Origin of the sequence: Micromonospora sp. NBRC 107095 (assembly GCF_030269705.1) — a bacterium.
Lineage (GTDB): Bacteria > Actinomycetota > Actinomycetes > Mycobacteriales > Micromonosporaceae > Micromonospora > Micromonospora parva.
Genome location: NZ_BSTU01000003.1, coordinates 604,709 through 623,290 on the forward strand (window position 1 = coordinate 604,709; position 18,582 = coordinate 623,290).

The 18,582-nt window shown below is 71.6% G+C and carries 20 protein-coding genes; 5 read left to right on the forward strand and 15 right to left on the reverse strand.

Translation table 11 applies throughout. The features are described from left to right. Window positions 1–26 precede the first annotated feature (26 nt). Window positions 27–1,415, reverse strand: coding sequence for a serine hydrolase domain-containing protein (locus QSK15_RS19610; RefSeq protein ID WP_285795584.1), 1,389 nt, complete (start codon window positions 1,413–1,415; stop codon window positions 27–29). Further along, on the reverse strand, window positions 1,412–1,771 hold the full coding sequence (locus QSK15_RS19615; protein WP_030336463.1) for a histidine triad nucleotide-binding protein: 360 nt from the start codon (window positions 1,769–1,771) through the stop codon (window positions 1,412–1,414). The genes QSK15_RS19610 and QSK15_RS19615 overlap by 4 nt, the downstream gene beginning before the upstream one ends. A gap of 43 nt (window positions 1,772–1,814) precedes the next feature. Here QSK15_RS19615 and QSK15_RS19620 point away from each other — a divergent pair, with 43 nt between their 5' ends. Further along, on the forward strand, window positions 1,815–2,576 hold the full coding sequence (locus tag QSK15_RS19620) for an SDR family NAD(P)-dependent oxidoreductase (protein WP_285795585.1): 762 nt from the start codon (window positions 1,815–1,817) through the stop codon (window positions 2,574–2,576). A 272-nt stretch (window positions 2,577–2,848) separates the two neighbouring features. Here the strand turns inward: QSK15_RS19620 and QSK15_RS19625 are convergent, their stop codons facing one another. The 3 genes from QSK15_RS19625 to hrcA all read right to left on the reverse strand — a co-directional run bounded on the left by QSK15_RS19625 (window position 2,849) and on the right by hrcA (window position 5,824). Continuing rightward, entirely contained in the window at window positions 2,849–3,583 is a 735-nt protein-coding gene (locus QSK15_RS19625) for a 16S rRNA (uracil(1498)-N(3))-methyltransferase (RefSeq protein ID WP_285795586.1), read from the reverse strand. Then, window positions 3,584–4,726, reverse strand: coding sequence for a molecular chaperone DnaJ (gene dnaJ, locus QSK15_RS19630; protein ID WP_279519937.1), 1,143 nt, complete (start codon window positions 4,724–4,726; stop codon window positions 3,584–3,586). Between the two features lie 75 nt (window positions 4,727–4,801). Beyond that, window positions 4,802–5,824: a heat-inducible transcriptional repressor HrcA gene (gene hrcA, locus QSK15_RS19635; RefSeq protein ID WP_030336470.1), complete on the reverse strand. Its 1,023-nt coding sequence runs from the start codon at window positions 5,822–5,824 to the stop codon at window positions 4,802–4,804. Window positions 5,825–6,049: 225 nt separating this feature from the next. On the opposite strand from hrcA, the gene QSK15_RS19640 reads away from it, so the two are divergent. After that, window positions 6,050–6,673: a DUF4870 domain-containing protein gene (locus QSK15_RS19640; RefSeq protein ID WP_285795587.1), complete on the forward strand. Its 624-nt coding sequence runs from the start codon at window positions 6,050–6,052 to the stop codon at window positions 6,671–6,673. A gap of 48 nt (window positions 6,674–6,721) precedes the next feature. On the opposite strand, the gene hemW is transcribed toward QSK15_RS19640, so the two are convergent. Beyond that, complete coding sequence (gene hemW / locus QSK15_RS19645) at window positions 6,722–7,945, reverse strand: radical SAM family heme chaperone HemW (protein WP_285795664.1); 1,224 nt, start codon at window positions 7,943–7,945, stop codon at window positions 6,722–6,724. Between the two features lie 19 nt (window positions 7,946–7,964). On the opposite strand from hemW, the gene QSK15_RS19650 reads away from it, so the two are divergent. Further along, complete coding sequence (locus QSK15_RS19650) at window positions 7,965–8,774, forward strand: enoyl-CoA hydratase-related protein (RefSeq protein ID WP_285795588.1); 810 nt, start codon at window positions 7,965–7,967, stop codon at window positions 8,772–8,774. A 47-nt stretch (window positions 8,775–8,821) separates the two neighbouring features. On the opposite strand, the gene QSK15_RS19655 is transcribed toward QSK15_RS19650, so the two are convergent. Next, window positions 8,822–9,586, reverse strand: coding sequence for an SDR family NAD(P)-dependent oxidoreductase (locus QSK15_RS19655; protein ID WP_285795589.1), 765 nt, complete (start codon window positions 9,584–9,586; stop codon window positions 8,822–8,824). A gap of 320 nt (window positions 9,587–9,906) precedes the next feature. On the opposite strand from QSK15_RS19655, the gene QSK15_RS19660 reads away from it, so the two are divergent. Next, a complete protein-coding gene (locus QSK15_RS19660) occupies window positions 9,907–10,767 on the forward strand; it encodes a hypothetical protein (RefSeq protein ID WP_030336480.1) in 861 nt (286 codons plus the stop codon). A gap of 222 nt (window positions 10,768–10,989) precedes the next feature. Then, the gene (locus QSK15_RS19665) at window positions 10,990–11,892 is read left to right on the forward strand and encodes a phytanoyl-CoA dioxygenase family protein (protein WP_030336481.1); all 903 of its coding nucleotides are present in this window, start codon (window positions 10,990–10,992) and stop codon (window positions 11,890–11,892) included. Window positions 11,893–11,996: 104 nt separating this feature from the next. On the opposite strand, the gene QSK15_RS19670 is transcribed toward QSK15_RS19665, so the two are convergent. The 8 genes from QSK15_RS19670 to QSK15_RS19705 all read right to left on the reverse strand — a co-directional run bounded on the left by QSK15_RS19670 (window position 11,997) and on the right by QSK15_RS19705 (window position 18,568). Next, window positions 11,997–12,794 carry an ABC transporter permease gene (locus QSK15_RS19670; protein WP_285795590.1) on the reverse strand — a complete coding sequence of 266 codons (798 nt, stop codon included), beginning with the start codon at window positions 12,792–12,794 and terminating at the stop codon, window positions 11,997–11,999. After that, window positions 12,794–13,714 (reverse strand): ABC transporter ATP-binding protein, encoded by a 921-nt coding sequence (locus QSK15_RS19675; RefSeq protein WP_285795591.1) that lies wholly within the window; start codon window positions 13,712–13,714, stop codon window positions 12,794–12,796. Before QSK15_RS19675 ends, QSK15_RS19670 begins: the two co-directional genes overlap by 1 nt. Then, entirely contained in the window at window positions 13,711–14,082 is a 372-nt protein-coding gene (locus QSK15_RS19680; protein ID WP_285795592.1) for a hypothetical protein, read from the reverse strand. Before QSK15_RS19680 ends, QSK15_RS19675 begins: the two co-directional genes overlap by 4 nt. Next, on the reverse strand, window positions 14,082–14,678 hold the full coding sequence (locus tag QSK15_RS19685) for a helix-turn-helix domain-containing protein (protein WP_285795665.1): 597 nt from the start codon (window positions 14,676–14,678) through the stop codon (window positions 14,082–14,084). The genes QSK15_RS19680 and QSK15_RS19685 overlap by 1 nt, the downstream gene beginning before the upstream one ends. A gap of 80 nt (window positions 14,679–14,758) precedes the next feature. Then, window positions 14,759–15,400 carry an MOSC domain-containing protein gene (locus QSK15_RS19690; RefSeq protein ID WP_285795593.1) on the reverse strand — a complete coding sequence of 214 codons (642 nt, stop codon included), beginning with the start codon at window positions 15,398–15,400 and terminating at the stop codon, window positions 14,759–14,761. Between the two features lie 71 nt (window positions 15,401–15,471). Beyond that, on the reverse strand, window positions 15,472–16,302 hold the full coding sequence (locus tag QSK15_RS19695) for a carbohydrate ABC transporter permease (protein ID WP_279519897.1): 831 nt from the start codon (window positions 16,300–16,302) through the stop codon (window positions 15,472–15,474). Beyond that, window positions 16,299–17,285, reverse strand: coding sequence for a carbohydrate ABC transporter permease (locus QSK15_RS19700; RefSeq protein WP_285795594.1), 987 nt, complete (start codon window positions 17,283–17,285; stop codon window positions 16,299–16,301). The genes QSK15_RS19695 and QSK15_RS19700 overlap by 4 nt, the downstream gene beginning before the upstream one ends. Then, complete coding sequence (locus tag QSK15_RS19705; RefSeq protein WP_030336500.1) at window positions 17,282–18,568, reverse strand: sugar ABC transporter substrate-binding protein; 1,287 nt, start codon at window positions 18,566–18,568, stop codon at window positions 17,282–17,284. Before QSK15_RS19705 ends, QSK15_RS19700 begins: the two co-directional genes overlap by 4 nt. Between the last annotated feature and the right edge of the window lie 14 nt (window positions 18,569–18,582).

The following is an 18,582-nucleotide window of genomic DNA, read 5'->3' on the forward strand; positions in this document are numbered from 1 at the left end:
ATCGCGCCCATTTCCGCTGGCCGCGATCAACCCCCGGCCCGGAAGTCGTACCGGTCGAAGGTCTCCTGGTGGCGGGTGAACCGGTACGTCGCCCAGTGCATCCGGACCACCACGCCGGCCTCGTCCCGGGTCAGTCGCAGCAGCTCACCGGCCTCCCGACCGGAGACCACCCGGAACACGTCCGGCTGGTCCGGCAACGGTGCGAAGATCGCCGGTGGACGGCCCGGCGGGTCGCCCCCGCCCTGTGCCCGCAGCGTGCCGTCGCGCCAGGAGAAGACGTACTCGAAACCCTCGCCCCACCAGCGGCCGAGCATCCCCCGCAGGGCCGCCGGGGCGGGTGCGCCGGGCGTCCACGGCGCGATGTCGGCCGGGTCGTGTGCGACCGCCTCCGCGAGCAGCCGGTGCGGCAGGTCGAACACCTCGGTCGCGGTACCGGACGAGCCGAGCACCGCGGCGCCCATCGCCCCGGCGGTGCCGTCACCACCGCGACGGCCGTACACCCCGGCGAGGAAGCCGGGCATCGCCCCGTCGTGCCCCACGTGCATCACCCGTTCCCCCTGCGGGATCAGGATCAGCCCGAGCCCGAAGCCCGCACCCCAGAGCGTCTCGTCGGTGGTGGTCAACGGCCAGCGCATCTCGTCCAGGGTGGCGGGGGCGAGGACCGCGCCGGCCGGGTCCAGCGCGGCCGGGTCGGCCAGGAACGCCGCCCAGCGGGCCATGTCGGTGGCGGTGCTCCAGAGCTGGGCGGCCGGGCCGACCGCGCCGAAGTCGGTCGGCGGTTCCGGGTGCACCTCGTCGGAGTACGCGTCGACCAGGAACCCGGTGGCCGCCGTCGGCCGTGGGGTCACTGTCGTGTCGGTCAGCCCCAGCGGCGTCAGGATCCGCTCGGTGAGGGCCTGCTCCCAGCTCCCGCCCCGCAGCCGGGCGACGAGCTGGCCGAGGACCGCCATACCCAGGTTCGAGTAGTGGAACCGGCGGCCGGTCGGCAGCACCCGCTCGGCGCGGTCCAGCTCGGCGACCAGTTGGTCGGCGTCCGGTGCGCGAAGGCTGTCCCAGACGTCGCCGAACGGCTCGCGTTGCAGGCCAGCGGTGTGCGACAGCAACCGGCGTACGGTCAGCTCGCCGTGCGCCGGGAGGTCGAGGTGCCGGCCCACCGGGTCGTCCAGGTCCAGCAGCCCGTCGTCGCGGCACTGCAGGACCAGCACCGCGGTGAACGTCTTGGTGACCGAGCCGATCCGGAACTGGGTGCCCGGCTCCAGCGGGTTGTCGGTGCCGGTCATGCCGACGGTGCGGGTCCAGAGCGGTCGGTCGGCCCGGTGCAGCGCCGCCGACACCGCCGGCACCCGTGCGTCGGCCTGCACCCGCCGGACGAGTCGGTCCAGGTGCTCGTGCACGCGGCTGTCCGGCACGCTCACCCGAGGTCCCGGGCCAGCATCGGGCCCAGCGGCGCACCACCGAGCAGGTGCGCGTGCACGTGGAACACCTCCTGCCCGCCGTACGCGCCGGTGTTGAACATCAGCCGGAAACCGTCGCCGAGCAGGCCCTCGTCCTCGGCCACCGCGGCGGACGTCGCCAGCACGTCGGCGGCCAGCGCCGGGTCACCCTGGGCGAGCGTCGCGACGTCGGCGTAGTGCTCCTTCGGAATGACCAGGACGTGCACCGGCGCCTTCGGGTCGATGTCACGGAAGGCGAGCGTGGTGTCGGTCTCCCGGACCACGGTGGCCGGGATCTCCCCGGCGACGATGCGGCAGAACAGGCAGTCGGATCCCATCCGGGCAGTCTAAGGAGAAGAGGGCTACGGCAGGATGTCCGGCATGACGGATCGGGCGGTACTCGTGACCGGAGCTTCGCGTGGCATCGGCCGCGCGGTGGCGGAGGCGTTCGCGGCCAGCGGGGACCGGGTGGCGATCCACCACCGGGACTCCGCCGAGGCGGCCGAGCAGGTCCGCGCCGGCCTGCCCGGCACGGGGCACGTCGTGGTCCGCGCGGACCTCACCGACCCGGACGCGGTCCGGGCGATGGTCGACCGGGCCGCCGAGCTGCTCGGCGGGCTGGACGTGCTGGTCAACAACGCTGGGACGTACGGCGACCGCGACGACCCGCACCCGATCTTCGGTGCCTCGTACGAACAGTGGCAGAACCGCTGGCGGCAGGTGCTGGAGACCAACCTGACCGGAGCCGGCAACGTCATCTGGTGCGCCGCCCAGCACATGCGGGAGCGCGGCGGGCGGATCGTCAACGTCTCGTCCCGGGGCGCGTTCCGCGGTGAGCCGCACCAGCCGGCGTACGGTGCCAGCAAGGCGGGGCTGAACGCGTTGGGTCAGTCCCTCGCGGTGGCGCTCGCGCCGTACGGCATCGCGGTGGCCACCGTCGCACCGGGGTTCGTGGCGACCGACATGGTCACCGAGTATCTGCGCGGTGATGAGGGCGCCGCCATCCGGGCGCAGAGCCCGTTCGACCGGGTGGGCCGGCCGGAGGAGATCGCCGCCGCGGTGCACTGGCTGGCCTCGCCCGAGGCCGAGTGGGCCTCCGGCACGATCGTCGACCTGAACGGGGCTTCGTACCTGCGCAGCTGACCTCGCGACCCAGGCCCGGTGCGGCGTTCACCGACGGACCGGGCGGTGCGCTGCGCCTCCTGCGGGCGGACGGCGGATACCACGGTGAGCGTGATGCCTGTCAGCCATCTTGATGACTGACAGGCATCACGCTCACCGGAGTGGGCGGCCCCGATCCCGCCCGAACCACCGGCCCGCAGGCCGCGCCACCAGCGGCCGAAGCGCACGCGGGCCCAGGCGGGCGGCCGAAGCGAGCGGCTGCCCAGGGTCGCGGTGGGTCGGCGGTGGCCCGGCTACCAGCGGCCGAGCCGGGTGGCGAGCACACTGAGGGCCGCCACCCCGGCCGTCGAGGTGCGCAGCACAGCCGGCCCGAGGCGTACGGGTCGACCGCCGGCGTCCGTGAAGGCGCTCAGCTCGGCCGGGGCGATGCCACCCTCCGGGCCGACCACCAGCACGATCTCACCGGTGGCGGGCAGCTCGGCGGTGGTGAGCCGGTCCTCGGCCTCCTCGTGCAGCACGAACCCGGCGGCGGCACCGGCGATCCGGCGGGCCACCGTGGCGGTGGACTCGTCCGGCGCACCGGCCACCACCGGCAGCCACGGTCGGCGGGCCTGCTTGGCCGCCTCCCGGGCGGTGGCCACCCACTTCTCCCGGGCGCGTACGCCCCGGTCGCCGCGCCACTGGGCCACCGAACGCGACGCCGCCCAGGGGACGATCTCGTCCACCCCGACCTCGGTCATCGCCTGCACGGCCAGCTCGCCCCGGTCGCCCTTGGCGATGCCCTGCACCACGACGATCCGGGGGACCGGCGCGTCCGCGTACCCCCGGGAGGTGACGGTGACCTCCAGGCTGCCCCGGCCGACGGCCGTGACCACGGCGGCGGCCGTGCCACCCCGGCCGTCGGCGAGCAGCAGCTCCTCGCCGACGCGCAGTCGCTGCACGGTCGCGGCGTGGTGCCCCTCCGGGCCGTCCAGGGTCAGCGTGCCGCCGGTGGGCAGCGCCTCGACCAGGAACAGCGGCGCGGACACTCAGGCGTGCCCGTTGAACGCGTCGCGCATCCGGGAGAAGAAGCCACCCTGCTTGGACAGCTCGGCGACCTCCTCGCCACGGGTCTTGGCGAAGTCGCGCAGCATCTTCTCCTGGTCGGCGTCGAGCTTGGTCGGGGTCCGCACGTCGAGGTGGACGTAGAGGTCACCCCGGCCGGTGCCGCGCAGGTGCGGGACGCCTCGGGCCCGCAGCCGCAGCGTGCTGCCCGGCTGGGTACCGGGCTTGACGTCGACCGGCTCCTCGCTGTCCAGCGTCTTGATGGTCAGCCGGGTGCCGAGCGCGGCGGCGGTCATCGGCACGGTGACCCGGCAGTGCAGGTCGTCGCCCTTGCGCGAGTAGACGTCGTGCGGACGTTCGTGGATCTCCACGTAGAGGTCGCCGGCGGTGCCGCCGCCCGGGCCGACCTCGCCCTGCTGGGCCAGCCGGATCCGCATGCCGTCCTCGACCCCGGCCGGGATCTTCACGGTCAGCGAGCGGCGGGTGCGGACCCGGCCGTCACCGGCGCAGGTCGGGCAGGGGTGCGGGATGGTGGTGCCGTAGCCCTGGCACACGGTGCACGGCCGGGCGGAGACCACCTGGCCGAGGAAGGTGCGCTGCACCGACTGCACCTCGCCCCGGCCGCCGCACGCCTCGCAGGTGGCCAGGTGCGTGCCGGCGGCCGTGCCGGCACCGGAGCAGGTGGTGCAGAGCACAGCGGTGTCGACGGTGATCGGCGCCTCGACGCCGAACGCCGTCTCGTGCAGGTCGAGTTCGAGCCGCAGGATCGCGTCGGCTCCCGGGCGGGTACGCGGCCGGGGGCCGCGGGCGCCGCCGCCCGCACCGCCGAAGAACGCGTCCATGATGTCCTGGAAGCCGACGAACGGGCCGGCTCCACCGGGGCCGCCCGGGCCACCGGCGCCGCCGCCCGGGGCGAGCGGGTCGCCACCCAGGTCGACGATCTGCCGCTTCCGGTCGTCCGAGAGGACCTCGTACGCGGCGTTGATGTCCTTGAACTTCTCCTGAGCCTCCGGGTCCGGATTGACGTCCGGGTGGAACTGGCGCGCCAGCTTGCGGTAGGCGCGCTTGATCTCGTCATCGGAGGCTTCCCGGCTCACACCGAGAATGCCGTAGTAGTCCCTGGCCACTGCGTTCCGTGTCCTCATGTTCGTCTCGCGTTGCGCCGGTCGGCGGCCGCAGCCGGCCGCATCGGCCCTGACCAATCAGTTCTGGGCCAGCAACTCGCCCACGTAGCGTGCCACGGCGCGCACCGTGGCGATGTTGCCGGGGTAGTCCATCCGGGTGGGCCCCAGCACCCCGAGGCCGCCCACGATGGTGGTGCCCGGGCCGTACCCGGTGCTGACCACCGAGGCGGCGCGCAGGTTGTCGAACTCGTTCTCGTCGCCGATCAGCACCCGGGTCGTGCTCGGCTCGGTCTCACCGATGAGCTTGAGCAGCACGACCTCCTCCTCCAGCGCCTCGAGGATCGGCCGCAGCGAGCCCTGGAAGTCGAGCAGGCCACCCCGGGTGAGGTTGGCGGTGCCGGCGAGGGCGATCCGTTCCTCGTGCCGTTCGACGAGCGTCTCCAGCAGCACGCTGGCGAGCGTGGTCATGGTCGGGCGCAGCCCGGTCGGTGCTTCCTCGACCAGCGCCTGCACCAGCGGTGGCGTCTCGGACAGCCGGGCGTTGGCGAGCTTCTCGTTGATCAGTCGGCGCAGGTCGGTGACGTCGTCGGCGGGCACCGGCCCGGGCAGCTCCACGAGTCGCTGCTCCACCCGGCCGGTGTCCGCGATCATGACGAGCATCAGCCGGGTGGTGGAGATCGGCACCAGCTCCAGGTGACGCACCGAGGAGCGGGCCAGCGACGGGTACTGCACGACGGCGACCTGCCGGGTGAGCTGGGCGAGCAGCCGCACCGTGCGGTGCACCACGTCGTCGAGGTCGACGGCGCCGACCAGGAAGCGCTCGATGGCCCGCCGCTCGGCCGGGCTGAGCGGCTTGACCCGGGACAGCCGGTCGACGAAGAGGCGGTAGCCGCGGTCGGTGGGCACCCGGCCGGCACTGGTGTGCGGCTGCCGGATGTAACCCTCCTCCTCCAGCACGGCCATGTCGTTGCGGACCGTGGCCGGGGAGACCCCGAGCTGGTGCCGCTCGACCAGCGCCTTGCTACCGACCGGCTCCTGGGTGGAGACGTAGTCTTCGACGATGGCGCGGAGCACTGCGAGTTTCCGGTCGTCGAGACCCATCCTCCGCACCTCCTGTCGCACGTCGGCCGCCGGCGCCCTGGGCCGGCCGAGCCGTCCTGGCACTCGACTGTAGCGAGTGCCAGTCTACGTCGGCAGGCCCGCCGACGCGATGATCAACGGCCACCGGTCGGTGCGGCCCGCGCCACCGCACTGGGCCGATCGGCCCGCACTGCCGGGCGGTGTCGCTCTGGTGCGACGTTGCCACGGGCCCCTACCGTGACATCCATGACTGAACCTCCTCGCCCTCCCGGTTCGGGTGAGCCCGGCAACTACCCGCCGGAGCCGACCTCCCCGGGCCCGTTCCCGTCGGCCGAGCCGCCCACCGCACCACTGTCCGGCGCGCCCGGCCCGGCCGGCTATCCCCCGGCCGGTGGCTATCCGCCGCCCACCGGTGACCAACCGCCGTCAGGTGGCTACCCTCCGGCAGGCGGCTATCCCCCGCCCGGGGGCTACCCGCCCGGCGGCTATCCGGCCGGTGGGGCCTACGGCGGCCCCGGCGGCGGCTACGCCAACAACGAGGACAAGACCTGGGCGTTGGTCGCCCACTTCGGCGGCGCGCTCGGCGCGCTGATCAGCTTCGGTCCGCTGGGCTTCGTCGCCCCGCTCATCGCCTACCTGGCCCGCGGCCAGCAGTCGCCGACCGTCCGGGCGCACGCCCTCGCCGCCCTGAACTTCCAGATCCTCTGGTCGATCATCGCGTTCGTGCTGCTCTTCGTGAGCTGGTGCCTGCTCTTCCTGCCCAGCATCGCCGTCGTGGTGATCCAGATCCTGTTCGGGATCATCGCCGGCGTGAAGGCCAACGAGGGCACCCCGTACCGCTACCCGATGACCGCCAACTTCATCAAGTGAACCGAACCGGCCGCTCCCCCGGCCGGTTCGGCACACCGCCGCCCCCGCTCAGGGCAGCAGGTCGCGGACGACCGCGTCGGCGAGCAGCCGCCCGCGCAGCGTGAGCACCGCCCGGCCGGCGGCGTACCCGTCGGCGGCCAGCAGTCCGCCGGCCAGCGCCCGCTCGGCACCGGCCCGCCCGGCGGCGTCGAGCACCGCCAGCGGGAGACCGCTGGCCAGCCGCAGCCGCAGCATCACGTCCTCCATGTGCGCCTCGTCGACGGTGAGCACCTCCCGGGCCAGCCCGGGAGACGCACCGGCGGCCAACCGCTGGGTGTACGTCGTGGGGTGTTTGACGTTCCACCAGCGCACCCCGCCGACGTGGCTGTGCGCGCCCGGGCCGAGGCCCCACCAGTCCGCACCGGTCCAGTAGAGCAGGTTGTGCCGGCACCGGGCCTCCTCGCTGCGGGCCCAGTTGGAGACCTCGTACCAGGAGAACCCGGCCGCGTCGAGCGCGGCCTCCGCCGCCAGGTAGCGGTCCGCGGCCACGTCGTCACTGGGGTACGCCAGCTCGCCGCGCCGCATCCGGGCGGCGAGCCGGGTGCCGTCCTCGACGATCAGGGCGTACGCGCTCACGTGGTCCACCCCGGCGGCGACGACCTGCTCCAGCGAGGCGGCGAAGTCCTCGGCCCGCTCCCCCGGTGTGCCGTAGATCAGGTCCAGGTTGACGTGGTCGAACCCGGCGTCGCGCGCCTCCAGGGCGGCCGCGGTGGCCCGGCCGGCGCTGTGGGTACGGTCCAGGATCGCCAGCACCCCCGGGGAGGCGGACTGCATGCCCAGCGAGATCCGGGTGTAGCCGGCCGCCCGCAGCAGCTTCAACGATTCCGGGGTGACCGACTCGGGGTTGGCCTCGGTGGTCACCTCGGCGTCGGCGGCCAGCCCCCAGGTGCGGTCGATGCCGTCGAGGATGCGGGCCAGGTCGTCGGCGGGGAGCAGGGTGGGCGTGCCACCGCCGACGAAGACGGTGTCGACCCGGGGCGGTGGGTTGTCGCCCAGCACGCGGGCGGCGAGCGCCAGTTCGGCCAGGACGGTGTCGGCGTACCCCTCGCGGCTGGCACCGCCGCCCAGCTCGGCGGCGGTGTAGGTGTTGAAGTCGCAGTAGCCGCAGCGACTGGCGCAGAACGGGACGTGCACGTACACGCCGAAGCCGCGCGCGCCGACCGCTGCGGTGGCGGTGGCGGGCAACGATCCGTCGACGGGGACGGTCTCACCATCTGGAAGGACGCCGGGCATGGCCACTAGTGTGCCCGGCATGACCTCTCCCGACGTCCTCGTGCGGGTCGCCACGGCCCGTGGGGTGACCACCCTCACCCTGGACAGCCCACACAACCGCAACGCGCTCTCCACGGCTCTGATGACCCAGTTGCTGGCCGGGCTGACGGACGCGGTGGCCGACGAGGCGGTCCGCGTGATCGTGCTCGACCACACCGGCCCGGTCTTCTGCTCCGGGGCGGATCTGAAGGAGACCGCCATGGCGTACGCCAGCGGGACGGTGCCGGCCGGCATGTTGGGTGACGTGCTCGCCGCGGTCTGGGAGTGCCCGAAGCCCGTGCTGGCTCGGGTGGCCGGGCCGGCGCGGGCCGGTGGGCTCGGCCTGATCGCCGCCGCCGACCTGGCCGTCTGCGCCGACGAGGCGACGTTCGCGTTCACCGAGGTCCGCATCGGGGTGATCCCGGCGGTGATCTCGGCGACCGTGCTGCCCCGGCTGCACCCCCGCGCCGCCGCCGAGCTGTACCTGACCGGCGACACCTTCGACGGTCGCCGGGCCGCCGAGATCGGCCTGGTCACGGCGTCGGTCCCGGCGGACGGGCTGGACGACGCGGTGCGCGGCTACTGCGACTCGCTGGTGCGCGGCGCGCCGGGCGCGTTGGCCGGCGCGAAGGATCTGCTGCGCCGGCCGGCCACCGCCGAGCTGCGTGCCGAGCTGGCCCGGCTCTCCGCCGTCTCGACCGGTTACTTCCTGTCCGACGAGGGACGTGAGGGGGTCACCGCGTTCCGCGAGAAGAGGTTGGCTCGGTGGGTGCCCGCTCCGGACGATGCTTCCGCTGACCATGCCGGGTAGGACCGGGGTGCCGCCTTCGGTTGGCGGCACCCCGGTCGTCGGTGGGATCACCAGGCGGTCGCGCCGCCGTCGACCGGGTAGTTCGCCCCGGTGATGTACGACGCCCGGTCCGAGGCGAGGAAGACCACCAGCTCGACGACCTCCTCGGGGCGCGCGAAGCGCTTGAGCAGCGTCTTGGCGGTGATGGCGTCCCGCGCCTCCTGGTTGTCACCGAGGTCGCGTTCGCTGGCCGGGGTGAGGGTGGGCCCGGGGCTGACCGCCACGGCGCGGATCCCGTGCGGCGCGCCTTCGAGCGCGAGCTGCCGGGTCATCCCGATGATGCCGGCGTTCGCGGCGGTGTGACCGACCATCGGCGGGACGTGGCCGCCGATCGTCCCGGCCATGGAGGCGGCGCTGATGATGACGCCGCCACCGCGCCGGACCAGGTGCGGCCAGGCGAACTTCGACACGAAGTACGGAATGTCGAGTTCTCCGGTGATGGTGTAGCGCCAGTCCGCCACGGAGAAGTCGGGCATCGGGCCGAAGCGGAGCGCTGCCGCGTTGTTGTAGACCACGTCCAGCCCGCCGTAGGCGGCGGCAGCGTCGTCGACGAGCGTGCGTACCTGCTCGGGGTCGGTGAGGTCGACCGGCGCGATGCCGGTCATCTCGCCGCCGGCACGGCGGACGAGGTCGACCGTCTCGTCGTTTCCGGCGACCTGGAGGTCGGCCCCGACGACCTTCGCGCCCTCGCGGGCAAAGGCCAGCGCTGCGACGCGGCCCAGACCACCCCCGGTGCCGGTGATCAGCACGACCTTGCCGTCAAGCATTCCCATGACACTCCTCCTCGTTCGGTGACCGACTCGCCCAGGTGGTGGCGGTCAGTCGGATTGACATGTCAACAGGGTTAAGTCCTTGATTGGTCAATCGCTTCCCGCCGTCGCGTACCCAGTGACGCTCCCGACAACCCGGCACCGGGCAGGTGACAGAACCAGCGAGCAGGTGAGATCGCCACCGAAGCGGGAACGTCGCCAACCGGTACGCGACAACGGAGCCGGTCCGAACCGGTCCGAGGCGCCCGAGTCGGGCCCGAACCGCTCGGACGACCCGGAGAGGGCGTGCGGGGACGTACGCTTGGCGGACTGTCGATCTGGGGGTGTGGGTGCGAACTCGGGCAACCGTGGCGGGTGGAGTGGTGCTCATCCTCGTCGCCGTGATCGCGATCTGGCTCGTCGTACGGCAGGTCGGCGACAACCTCACGCTGCCGCTGGTGGCCCGGAAGTGCACGGTGCAGGCCGATGGCCGGGTCGCATTGGACGCCGACCAGATGGCCAACGCGGCGACCATCGCGGCGATCGGCGCGAAGCGTGGGATGCCCGAGCGGGCCGTCGTGGTCGCGCTCGCCACCGCGTACCAGGAGTCCGGGTTGCGCAACCTCGCCGACGGCGACCGCGACTCGGTCGGCCTGTTCCAGCAGCGACCGAGCCAGGGGTGGGGCACCCCGGCGCAGATCCGCGATCCGCGCTACGCGGCCAACCGGTTCTACGCGGCCCTCAAGAAGGTGCGCGGCTGGGAGAAGATGCGGGTCACCGATGCCGCCCAGCGGGTGCAACGCTCGGCGTTCCCCGAGGCGTACCAGAAGTGGGCCGACGACTCCGAGGTGCTCAGCCGGGCACTGCTCGGCGACGCCAGCGGCGCTGTCGCCTGCACCGTGGGGCGCACCCCGGCGATGTACGGCGCGGCGGCGGCGGCGCAGCTGACCCGCAACCTGGTGCTGGACTGGGGGTTGAAGGGCACCGACCCGACCGACCCGACGGGGTTGGCGGTCACCCCGGGCGACCAACGCGACGGCTGGCGGTACGCGCACTGGCTGGTGTCACACGCCCAGGACCACGGGGTGAAACGGGTCCGCTTCGGCGACCTGGAGTGGACCGCGCGCAACGGCTCGTGGGGCCGGGTGGACGGGCAGCAGAGCCCGGCCGGGCAGGTGGTGGCCGAGGTGTTCAACGAGGGTTGACCCGACCCGGATCTCCTAACCGGCAGTGACCGCACAATCCGGCAATATGCATGAAATCCGGCTATTGATCGCCTTGATCTCACTCTGTGCGTTTCTCTCGCTGCGTGGGGTCCCGCTGCGGCCCAATCCCCCAACACACCCTCCCCGATGCCTGGGCCACCGCGTTACGATCGGCGGCCTGTGCCAGAAAAGGTTTCACCTCATGGGGAGGGGTACGACGCGGTGTTCGATTACGGCGACCGGACCGGTTACGAACCGATCAGCGACATTGACCGCAAGGAGTTCCACGAGCAGGGTTTCCTCCTGCTGCGCAACGTCCTGACCGAGGACCACCGGGCGGCGCTGGAGGCGGCGGTCGACCGCGTCTACGCCGAGGAGCAGGCGAAGGGCACCACCAAGAAGGACGGCACCCTGCACCTGCTGGGCTTCCTGGAGCGCGACGAGCTCTTCGGTGAGCTGCTGACCCACCCGATCGCCTTCCCGTACATGTGGGGGCTGGCCGGCTGGAACATCTACACCCACCACAACCACCTGGACGTCACCCCGCCGGCCGCCGAGCCGGAGAAGCCGTACTGGGGTTGGCACCAGGACGGGTACCGGCAGAACTCCGACCCGGAGACGATGGACCCGAACCTGCCCCGGCCGATGTTCTCGCTGAAGGTCGCGTACGTGCTGTCGGACCTCTCCGAGACCGGCCGTGGCGCCACCAAGGTCATCCCGGGCAGCCACCTGTGGAACTCGCTGGACCGTCCCAAGGACCTCAGCGTGCACAACCCGGACCCGGAGGGCACGGTGGAGATCACCGCCAACCCGGGCGACGCCTTCATCTTCGACCGCCGGCAGTGGCACTCCCGCTCGACGAACCTGTCGACCATCACCCGCAAGATGCTCTTCGTCGGCTACACCTACCGGTGGATCCGTCCGCTGGACGAGCTGCACCCCGACGTGAACGGCGAGTGGTACCGCAACCGCACCCCGGTCCAGCGCCAGCTGATCGGTGAGGGCACCCACACCGCCAACTACTGGGGCATCAACTGGGACGGGTACGTCGACGACGAGATCCCGCTGCGCAAGGAGCTCAAGGAGCGCGGTCTGCTCGACCGCAGCATCCCCTGGCTGCGCTGATCACCTGCGTCTGAGAACGGCCCCCGCCACCGTTGGCGGGGGCCGTTCCGTATCCGCTTCCGGGCCACCGGGCACTGGCGTGTCGTCCCGGCGGCACGGGACGGTCAGTTGACGTCCCGGCGCAGGGGCAGCAACACGGCGATCGCAGAGGCGGCCACCGCGTACGCGGTGAGCAGGAGAGCGCCGGCCCCTGGTGGGAGGAGGTGGACGGCGCCGCTGCCGAGTTCCGCGGAGATGGCGTCGGCGACATAGGTGAAATCGGTGAGCGCGGCGGTGGCTCCGCCGGGCAGGATCGGGTACAGCGTGTTGACACCCGGGATCATCATCAGCACCGGCTCCCCCACGTACAGATAGCCGGTCACGACACACAGCGCCGCGATCTGGTGGTGGACGAGGGCGCCCACCCCGGCCCCGAGGAGCAGGTAGACCACCATCGCGACGGCGATACGGCCGAGCAGCGCCAGCACTGTGCTGGCGGGCAGACCGAGTGGGACGCCGCGGGCGGCAGCGACGACGAACAGCGCCACCGCGGCGGTGCCCGCGAGGACGAGCCCGTAGGCGAGACCGACCACCACGTACGTGGCGAGTTTGGCGGTGAGCACCCGCCCGCGGCGCGGCGCGAACAGGAAGGTGACCGCAGCGGTCTGGTGTCGGTGCTCGGAGGTGACCGCGAGGGCCCCGGCTGCGGCCGGCACGAACGCGGTGTAGCCGAGGATGCCGAGGATCGCGCGGAGGCCGGCCTCGGTGTCCAGACCGGGCATCGGCGGGTCGAAGTTCTCCGGCCCCGCCAGCGCCATGGCCCCGAACATGCCGCCGCCCAGCGCAGCCGCGGTGAGCAGTAGGCCGCCCCACATTCGGGTGGCCAGCAGCCTGCGGAACTCTGCTCTGATCAGGAGGTTCATCAGTTGACCGCCTTGTCCCTGGTGAGGTGGAGGAAGAGTTCTTCGAGACTGGTGGTCTCGACGACCAGCTCGTGCACCCGCACGTGATGGGCGGCGGCGAGGTCGGCGATGACCGGCGCGTCCAGCCCCCGTACCCGCAGCCGGTCGGGCCCGACGGCCTCGACGTGCGGTGCCGGGCCGCCGTTGGCCGGGGCGGCCGTCAGGACGGCAGCGAGCGCGTCCACGTCGGGTGAGGTGACCAGCACCGCCGGCGGGCCGGCGAGCCGGGACCAGGGCCCGGCGGCGACGAGTTCGCCACGCCGGATCACCACGACGTCATCCACGAGCTGCTGGATCTCGCCGAGCGCGTGGCTGGAGATCAGGACGGTGCGACCCTCGTCGGCGAACTGACGCAGGAAGCCGCGCAGCCATGACACGCCTTCCGGGTCCAGGCCGTTGCCGGGCTCGTCCAGCAGCAGGACGCGGGGGTCGCCGAGCAACGCTGTGGCGAGGTTGAGCCGCTGTCGCATGCCCGTGGAGAATCCTCGGGTGCGCCGGTGTGCAGCCTCGGCGAGGCCGAGCAGGTCGAGCAGGTCGGTGACGCGGCTGTCCGGGTATCCGCCCATCGCGGCGTAGACGCGCAGGTGGTCACGGGCGGTGTGTCCAGGGTGGAACGCGTTGGCGTCGAACACGGCGCCGACCGTGCGCGACGGCCGGGCCAGTTGGCCGTACGGCCGCCCGCCGATCGTGGCGGTGCCACCGGTCGGCGACACCAGCCCGGTCATCATGCGCATCGTGGTGGTCTTGCCGGCGCCGTTCGGGCCGAGGAACCCGGTGATCACGCCGGGCCGCACGGTGAAGCTCAGATCATTCACGGCGGTGACGTCACCGAAGCGCTTCGTCAGGCGCGACACCTCGATCGCGAGGTGGTCGCCGGTCACGCGCGGGCCGCCATGGCACGCGTGATCGTCTCCACGAGGCCCGGCGCGGCAGGGCTGGAGAGCACCACCTCGTCGAACTCGCCGCCGGCCGCCGCCCGGTCCAGGACGAGGTGCAGCCCTGGTTCCGCCCGGCGGGCCGCCACGAGCTGCCGAGGACCGCCGTACAGGCCCCACACTCCGATCTTCGCGAAGCCGGACACCACGTACCCGCGGCGGGCGCCACGGGCCAGGCGGAGCGGGTTGTCCACCAGGGCGGCCTGCCGCACCGCGGTGAGGGGCGGTGCGAACTGCTCCCGCCCGACCCAGACCCGCTCCCATCCGGTGAACCGAATGTCGATCACATCGTTGGTCACCATGACCGATGCCATCACTCTTCCCCTCTCGTCGTGTCGGATTCGTCAGTCGACGCGGGTGCGCGCCTGTCGGCCGTCGGCAGATCGGTGGGCAGCAGAACGGTCGCCAACAGTCGCGGTATCCGCCCGCCGCCGGGCTGGTTGCCGAGCAACGGGCCCACCAGTGCGTTGAGCCCGGCGGCGAACTCGCCCAGTTCGGCGTCGGTCAGGTGCAGCACGAGTTGCTGGTAGCCCACGCCATCGGCGGTGAAGTCGATCCGCTCCCGGGCGAGATAGCGGGAGAACTCCGACAGCAGGCTCGACATGAACGCCGTGAAGTAACGGGCGTGGTCCTCCGGCGTAGCCGTGGCGAGGGCCGCGGGATCGAGCGTGGCGCCGCGCGCGGGCAACGCGTACACCCGCTCGACGGCACCGCGCACTCTGCGTTCATCGATCACCTCGACCAGCCCGGCCTTCACCAGGATCGCCAGGTGCCGGTACATCGTGGCCTGTGGGACATCGGGCAGCAGCTCGAGCAGGCCCTGTGTGGTCAGGCGCGTGCCCGCGACCGCCCGCAGGATCCGGATCCGCACCGGGTGCAGCGCCAGGTCCGCCCAGCGTTCTCTCGACATCTCCACAACCGAACGTTATCACTATCGATAGTGATAACGGAACGGGGCGTTCCACCGGGTGGGCGGTTAGGCTCTCGATGTCAGCTACGGGTGGCGAGACGCCGGCGGACCTTGTCCCGGATGGACTCCGGCAGGTCGGGTGCCTCCAGCAGGCGGGGCAGCAGCTCCGGCTCCAGGCTGGTGGCCCGGAACACCTCGCCGATGGTCACCCCGTGCGCCGGCCGGTCCACCACCTCGACCGGGTCACCCGGGCCCACCTCCCCCTCGCGCAGCACCCGCAGGTAGGCCCCGGGCGACGCCCGCACGGTGAACCGCTTGATCAGATCGGGTACGCCCCAGAACCCGGCGAACGTGGTGCAGGGGGTGCGCGGCTTGGTCACCTGGAGCACTGCCGATCCGACCTGCCACTGCTCACCGATCACCGCGCCGGTCAGGTCCACCGCGTACGTGGTGAGGTTCTCGCCGAAGCCGCCAGGCCCGATACCGCGCCCCAGTTCGGTGGCCCACCAGGCGGCGTCCTCTTCCGCGTAGGCGTAGACCGCCTGGTCCTCGCCCCCGTGGTGGGCCCGCTCGCCGATGAAGTCGCCAACCACCCCGTCGACGCGGAACAGCACAGGTGCGTCCACCGGCCGCTTGTCGATGCCGCTGCGCCCGCTCGCGTCGCCGGCCCACTCCGCCTCGGTCACCACGCCGAGGTTCACCGCTGCCACCCTGCCCGTCATGACGGTCAGCCTAGCGGGGGCCAGCGGGTCGACCCGCCCTCAAGATCGTCCACCGGTACCGAGGGCGGCCCTCAGCCCTTGACGGCACCGGCCACCAGGCCGGAGACCATCCGTCGCTGCACCAGCAGGAAGAAGATGATGACCGGCAGCGTGAACAGGGTGGAGGCGGCCATCACCGGCCCCCAGTTGGTGTCGTCGCGACCGAAGAAGAAGGTCATCGCCACCGGCAGCGTGTAGCTGCCCTGGTCGTTGATGAACGTCAACGCGAAGATCAGCTCGTTCCACGCGGTGATGAAGGAGAAGATGCTGGTGGCCACCAGGCCGGGCGCGACCAGCGGGAAGAGCACGCGGCGGAAGGTCTGGGCCCGGCTCGCCCCGTCGATCGCCGCCGCCTCCTCCAACTCCTTCGGCACCGCCGCGACGAAGCCGCGCAGCATCCAGACCGCGAACGGCAGCGAGAAACCCAGGTACGTGAGGATCAGGCTGGGCAGGGTGTTGTAGAGCCCGAGCCGCTGGATCATCAGGAACAGCGGGATGACCAACGCCTCCAGCGGGATCATCTGCACCACCAGCAGCATGATCAGGAAGCTGGTCCGGAGCTTGAAGCGGAACCGGGCCACAGCTGTCGCGGCGAGCAACGCCACCAGACCGCTGAGGACCACTGTCGAGACCGCGACGAGTGCGCTGTTGAGGAAGAAGTCGAGGAAGCTGACGCCGGGGATCAGGTTGCCGGTCAGGATCTCCCGGTAGTGCTCAAGCGTCGGGTGGGTCGGCACCGGCTGCGGGGTGGACGAGAAGATCTCCCGGCTCGGCTTCAGCGAGGTGGAGATCATCCAGTAGACCGGGAACGCCGCGAAGAGCGCGACCAGCAGCCCGGCGCCGTTGAGGGCGACCTTCTTCACGACTCGTCCTCCTGCCTGAGCACCATGCGTACGTAGAAGCCGGTGACCACCAGCAGGATCAGCGTGAGGATGACCGCGATGGCCGCGCCGAGCCCGTACTTCGGCGGCGGAGAGAAAGCTTCGGCGTACGAGTAGATGGCGAGCATGAACGTCGGCCGGTCCTGGGTGCCGCCGGCCAGCACGAACTGCTGGGTGAAGACCTTGAAGTCCCAGATCGTGGAGAGCACGATCAGGATTCCGAAGACCGGGCGCAGCAACGGGAAGGTGATCTTCCAGAAGACCCGCCACGGGCTGGCGCCGTCCACCCGGGCCGCCTCGTGCAGCTCACTCGGCACGCTCTTGAGCCCGGCGAGCACGCTCACCGCGATGAACGGGAACGAGTGCCAGACCACCACCAGCGTGAGGATGGCGAAGAAGAGCAATGGCGAGTTGAACCAGCCGTAGCCGGTCCAGTCGCTGCGCCCGAAGAGGCCGTTCGAGAGGCCGTCCGGCAACGCGTTGAACAACCACGTGACCAGGCCGCTCGTGTCGTCGAAGATCCACTTCCAGACGATGGTGCCGGTCAGCGCCGGCGTGGCCCAGGCGAGCATCACGCAGCTCGCCACGAACGTCGCCATCTTGCGACCGAGCCGGTTGAGCAGCAACCCCACCAGGGTGCCGAGCACCATCGTGAGCAGCACGTTGGCCGCGGCGAACAGCACCGTGTTGCGCAGCACGGTCAGGAAGAACGGATCGGAGAGGATGTCGGTGTAGTTACCGAGCCCCACCCACGGCCACTCCCGGTCGCCGCGTAGTTGCCGGACGCTGTTCAACCGGTAGAAGGACATCACCACCACCTGGCCGAGCGGCCAGAGCAGCAGCACCCCGATGATCAGCAGGGCGGGCAGGAGCAGCAGGTAGGGCAGGCGGTCCACCCGGCGACGCCGCCGCGCGGGGGTCTCCCGCGCGGCGGCCGTCTCCGGCACCTCGGTCAGCGTGGTCACTTGGCGTTGAGGATGCTTTCCATCTCAGTGGCCGCGTCGGCGGTGGCCTTCTCGACCGTCTTCTGACCCTTCATGACCGAGCTGTTCATCGCCTGGGTCACCGTCTTCGTCCGGCTGACCTCCACCCACTTCGGGGTGAGCGGCGTGAGCTTGGTGTTCTGCATGGTGGTGGCGAACGCCGCCATCACCTTGTCGTTCGCGTACGCGTCACCGGACACCAGATCCTGGTAGACCGGGAAGAAGCCGAGGCTGCTCGCGAAGCTCTGCGCGTTCTTCTTGTTCAGCAGCACGGTCAGGTAGTCCCAGGCCAGGTCCTGCCGCTCGCTGTCCTTCCAGATCGCCACGTCCGACCCACCGGCGAAACCGGGTGCCGCCTTGCCGTCCGGGCCGGGGATGGGGAACGTGCCCCAGACCTTCTCGATCTCGGGGTTGTCCTTCTTGATGGCGCCCTGCTGCCAGCTGCCGGCGAAGGCCATCGCGGCCTTGCCGGTGGCGAACTGGGTACGCGCGTCGATCTCGTTCCAGCCCGCGGCGGCCGGCGGGGCCACCTTGTGGACGGTCACCAGGTCGGTCCAGAACTTGACCGCCCGCTGCGCCTCCGGCGTGGTGTAGCCGGACTTCCAGGTGCCGCCCTGGTTGCTGGCGATCTCACCGCCGGCCCCCCAGAGGAAGGAGTAGAAGGGCAGCTCGGAGTTGCCCGGCAGGGCGATGCCGTAGGTGCCCTTCTTCTTCGCCTGCACGGCCTTGGCCACGCTGACCAGATCGTCCCAGGTCTTCGGGGGCTGCACGCCGGCCTCGGCGAACCAGTCGGTGCGGTAGTAGATGGCCCGCACACCCGCGTACCAGGGCACGCCGTACTGCTTGCCGTCGAGCTGCGCGTTGCGCACCAGGTCGGGCAGCAGGTCCTTGCCGTCCGCCCAGCCACCCATCCGGCTGCTCACGTCGGCGAGCGCCTCCTGGGCGGCCCACCCCTGAGTCTCGGTGTTGCCCAGCTCGGTGATGTCCGGTCCCTCGCCCCCGGCGAGCGCGGCCTGGAACTTCTTGGGCGCCTCCAGCCAGGGGATGTACTGCACGACCACATCGGTGTCGGGGTGCTTCTGACGGAACTCGGCCTCGACCCCGTCGAGGAAGGAATTCTGCGCGTCCCCGCCCTCGCCCATCATCCAGACCGTGAGCTTGCTGTCGTCGGCCGCGTCGTCGCCGGAGCCCCCACAGCCGGTCAGCACCATCGCGGCCGAGGCCACCATGGCGGTGACCGGGGCCAACCGCTTCCACCTGTTCACGCCACTTCTCCCCT

Bases quoted from the DNA above. Each gene is read 5' to 3' on its own strand.
- QSK15_RS19690 (WP_285795593.1), bottom strand. From the start codon at position 15,400: ATGACGGGCAGGGTGGCAGCGGTGAACCTCGGCGTGGTGACCGAGGCG.
- QSK15_RS19680 (WP_285795592.1), bottom strand. From the start codon at position 14,082: ATGGCATCGGTCATGGTGACCAACGATGTGATCGACATTCGGTTCACC.
- QSK15_RS19670 (WP_285795590.1), bottom strand. From the start codon at position 12,794: ATGAACCTCCTGATCAGAGCAGAGTTCCGCAGGCTGCTGGCCACCCGA.
- QSK15_RS19685 (WP_285795665.1), bottom strand. From the start codon at position 14,678: ATGTCGAGAGAACGCTGGGCGGACCTGGCGCTGCACCCGGTGCGGATC.
- QSK15_RS19655 (WP_285795589.1), bottom strand. From the start codon at position 9,586: ATGGGAATGCTTGACGGCAAGGTCGTGCTGATCACCGGCACCGGGGGT.
- QSK15_RS19640 (WP_285795587.1), top strand. From the start codon at position 6,050: ATGACTGAACCTCCTCGCCCTCCCGGTTCGGGTGAGCCCGGCAACTAC.
- hemW (WP_285795664.1), bottom strand. From the start codon at position 7,945: ATGCCCGGCGTCCTTCCAGATGGTGAGACCGTCCCCGTCGACGGATCG.
- QSK15_RS19615 (WP_030336463.1), bottom strand. From the start codon at position 1,771: ATGGGATCCGACTGCCTGTTCTGCCGCATCGTCGCCGGGGAGATCCCG.
- QSK15_RS19620 (WP_285795585.1), top strand. From the start codon at position 1,815: ATGACGGATCGGGCGGTACTCGTGACCGGAGCTTCGCGTGGCATCGGC.
- QSK15_RS19650 (WP_285795588.1), top strand. From the start codon at position 7,965: ATGACCTCTCCCGACGTCCTCGTGCGGGTCGCCACGGCCCGTGGGGTG.
- hrcA (WP_030336470.1), bottom strand. From the start codon at position 5,824: ATGGGTCTCGACGACCGGAAACTCGCAGTGCTCCGCGCCATCGTCGAA.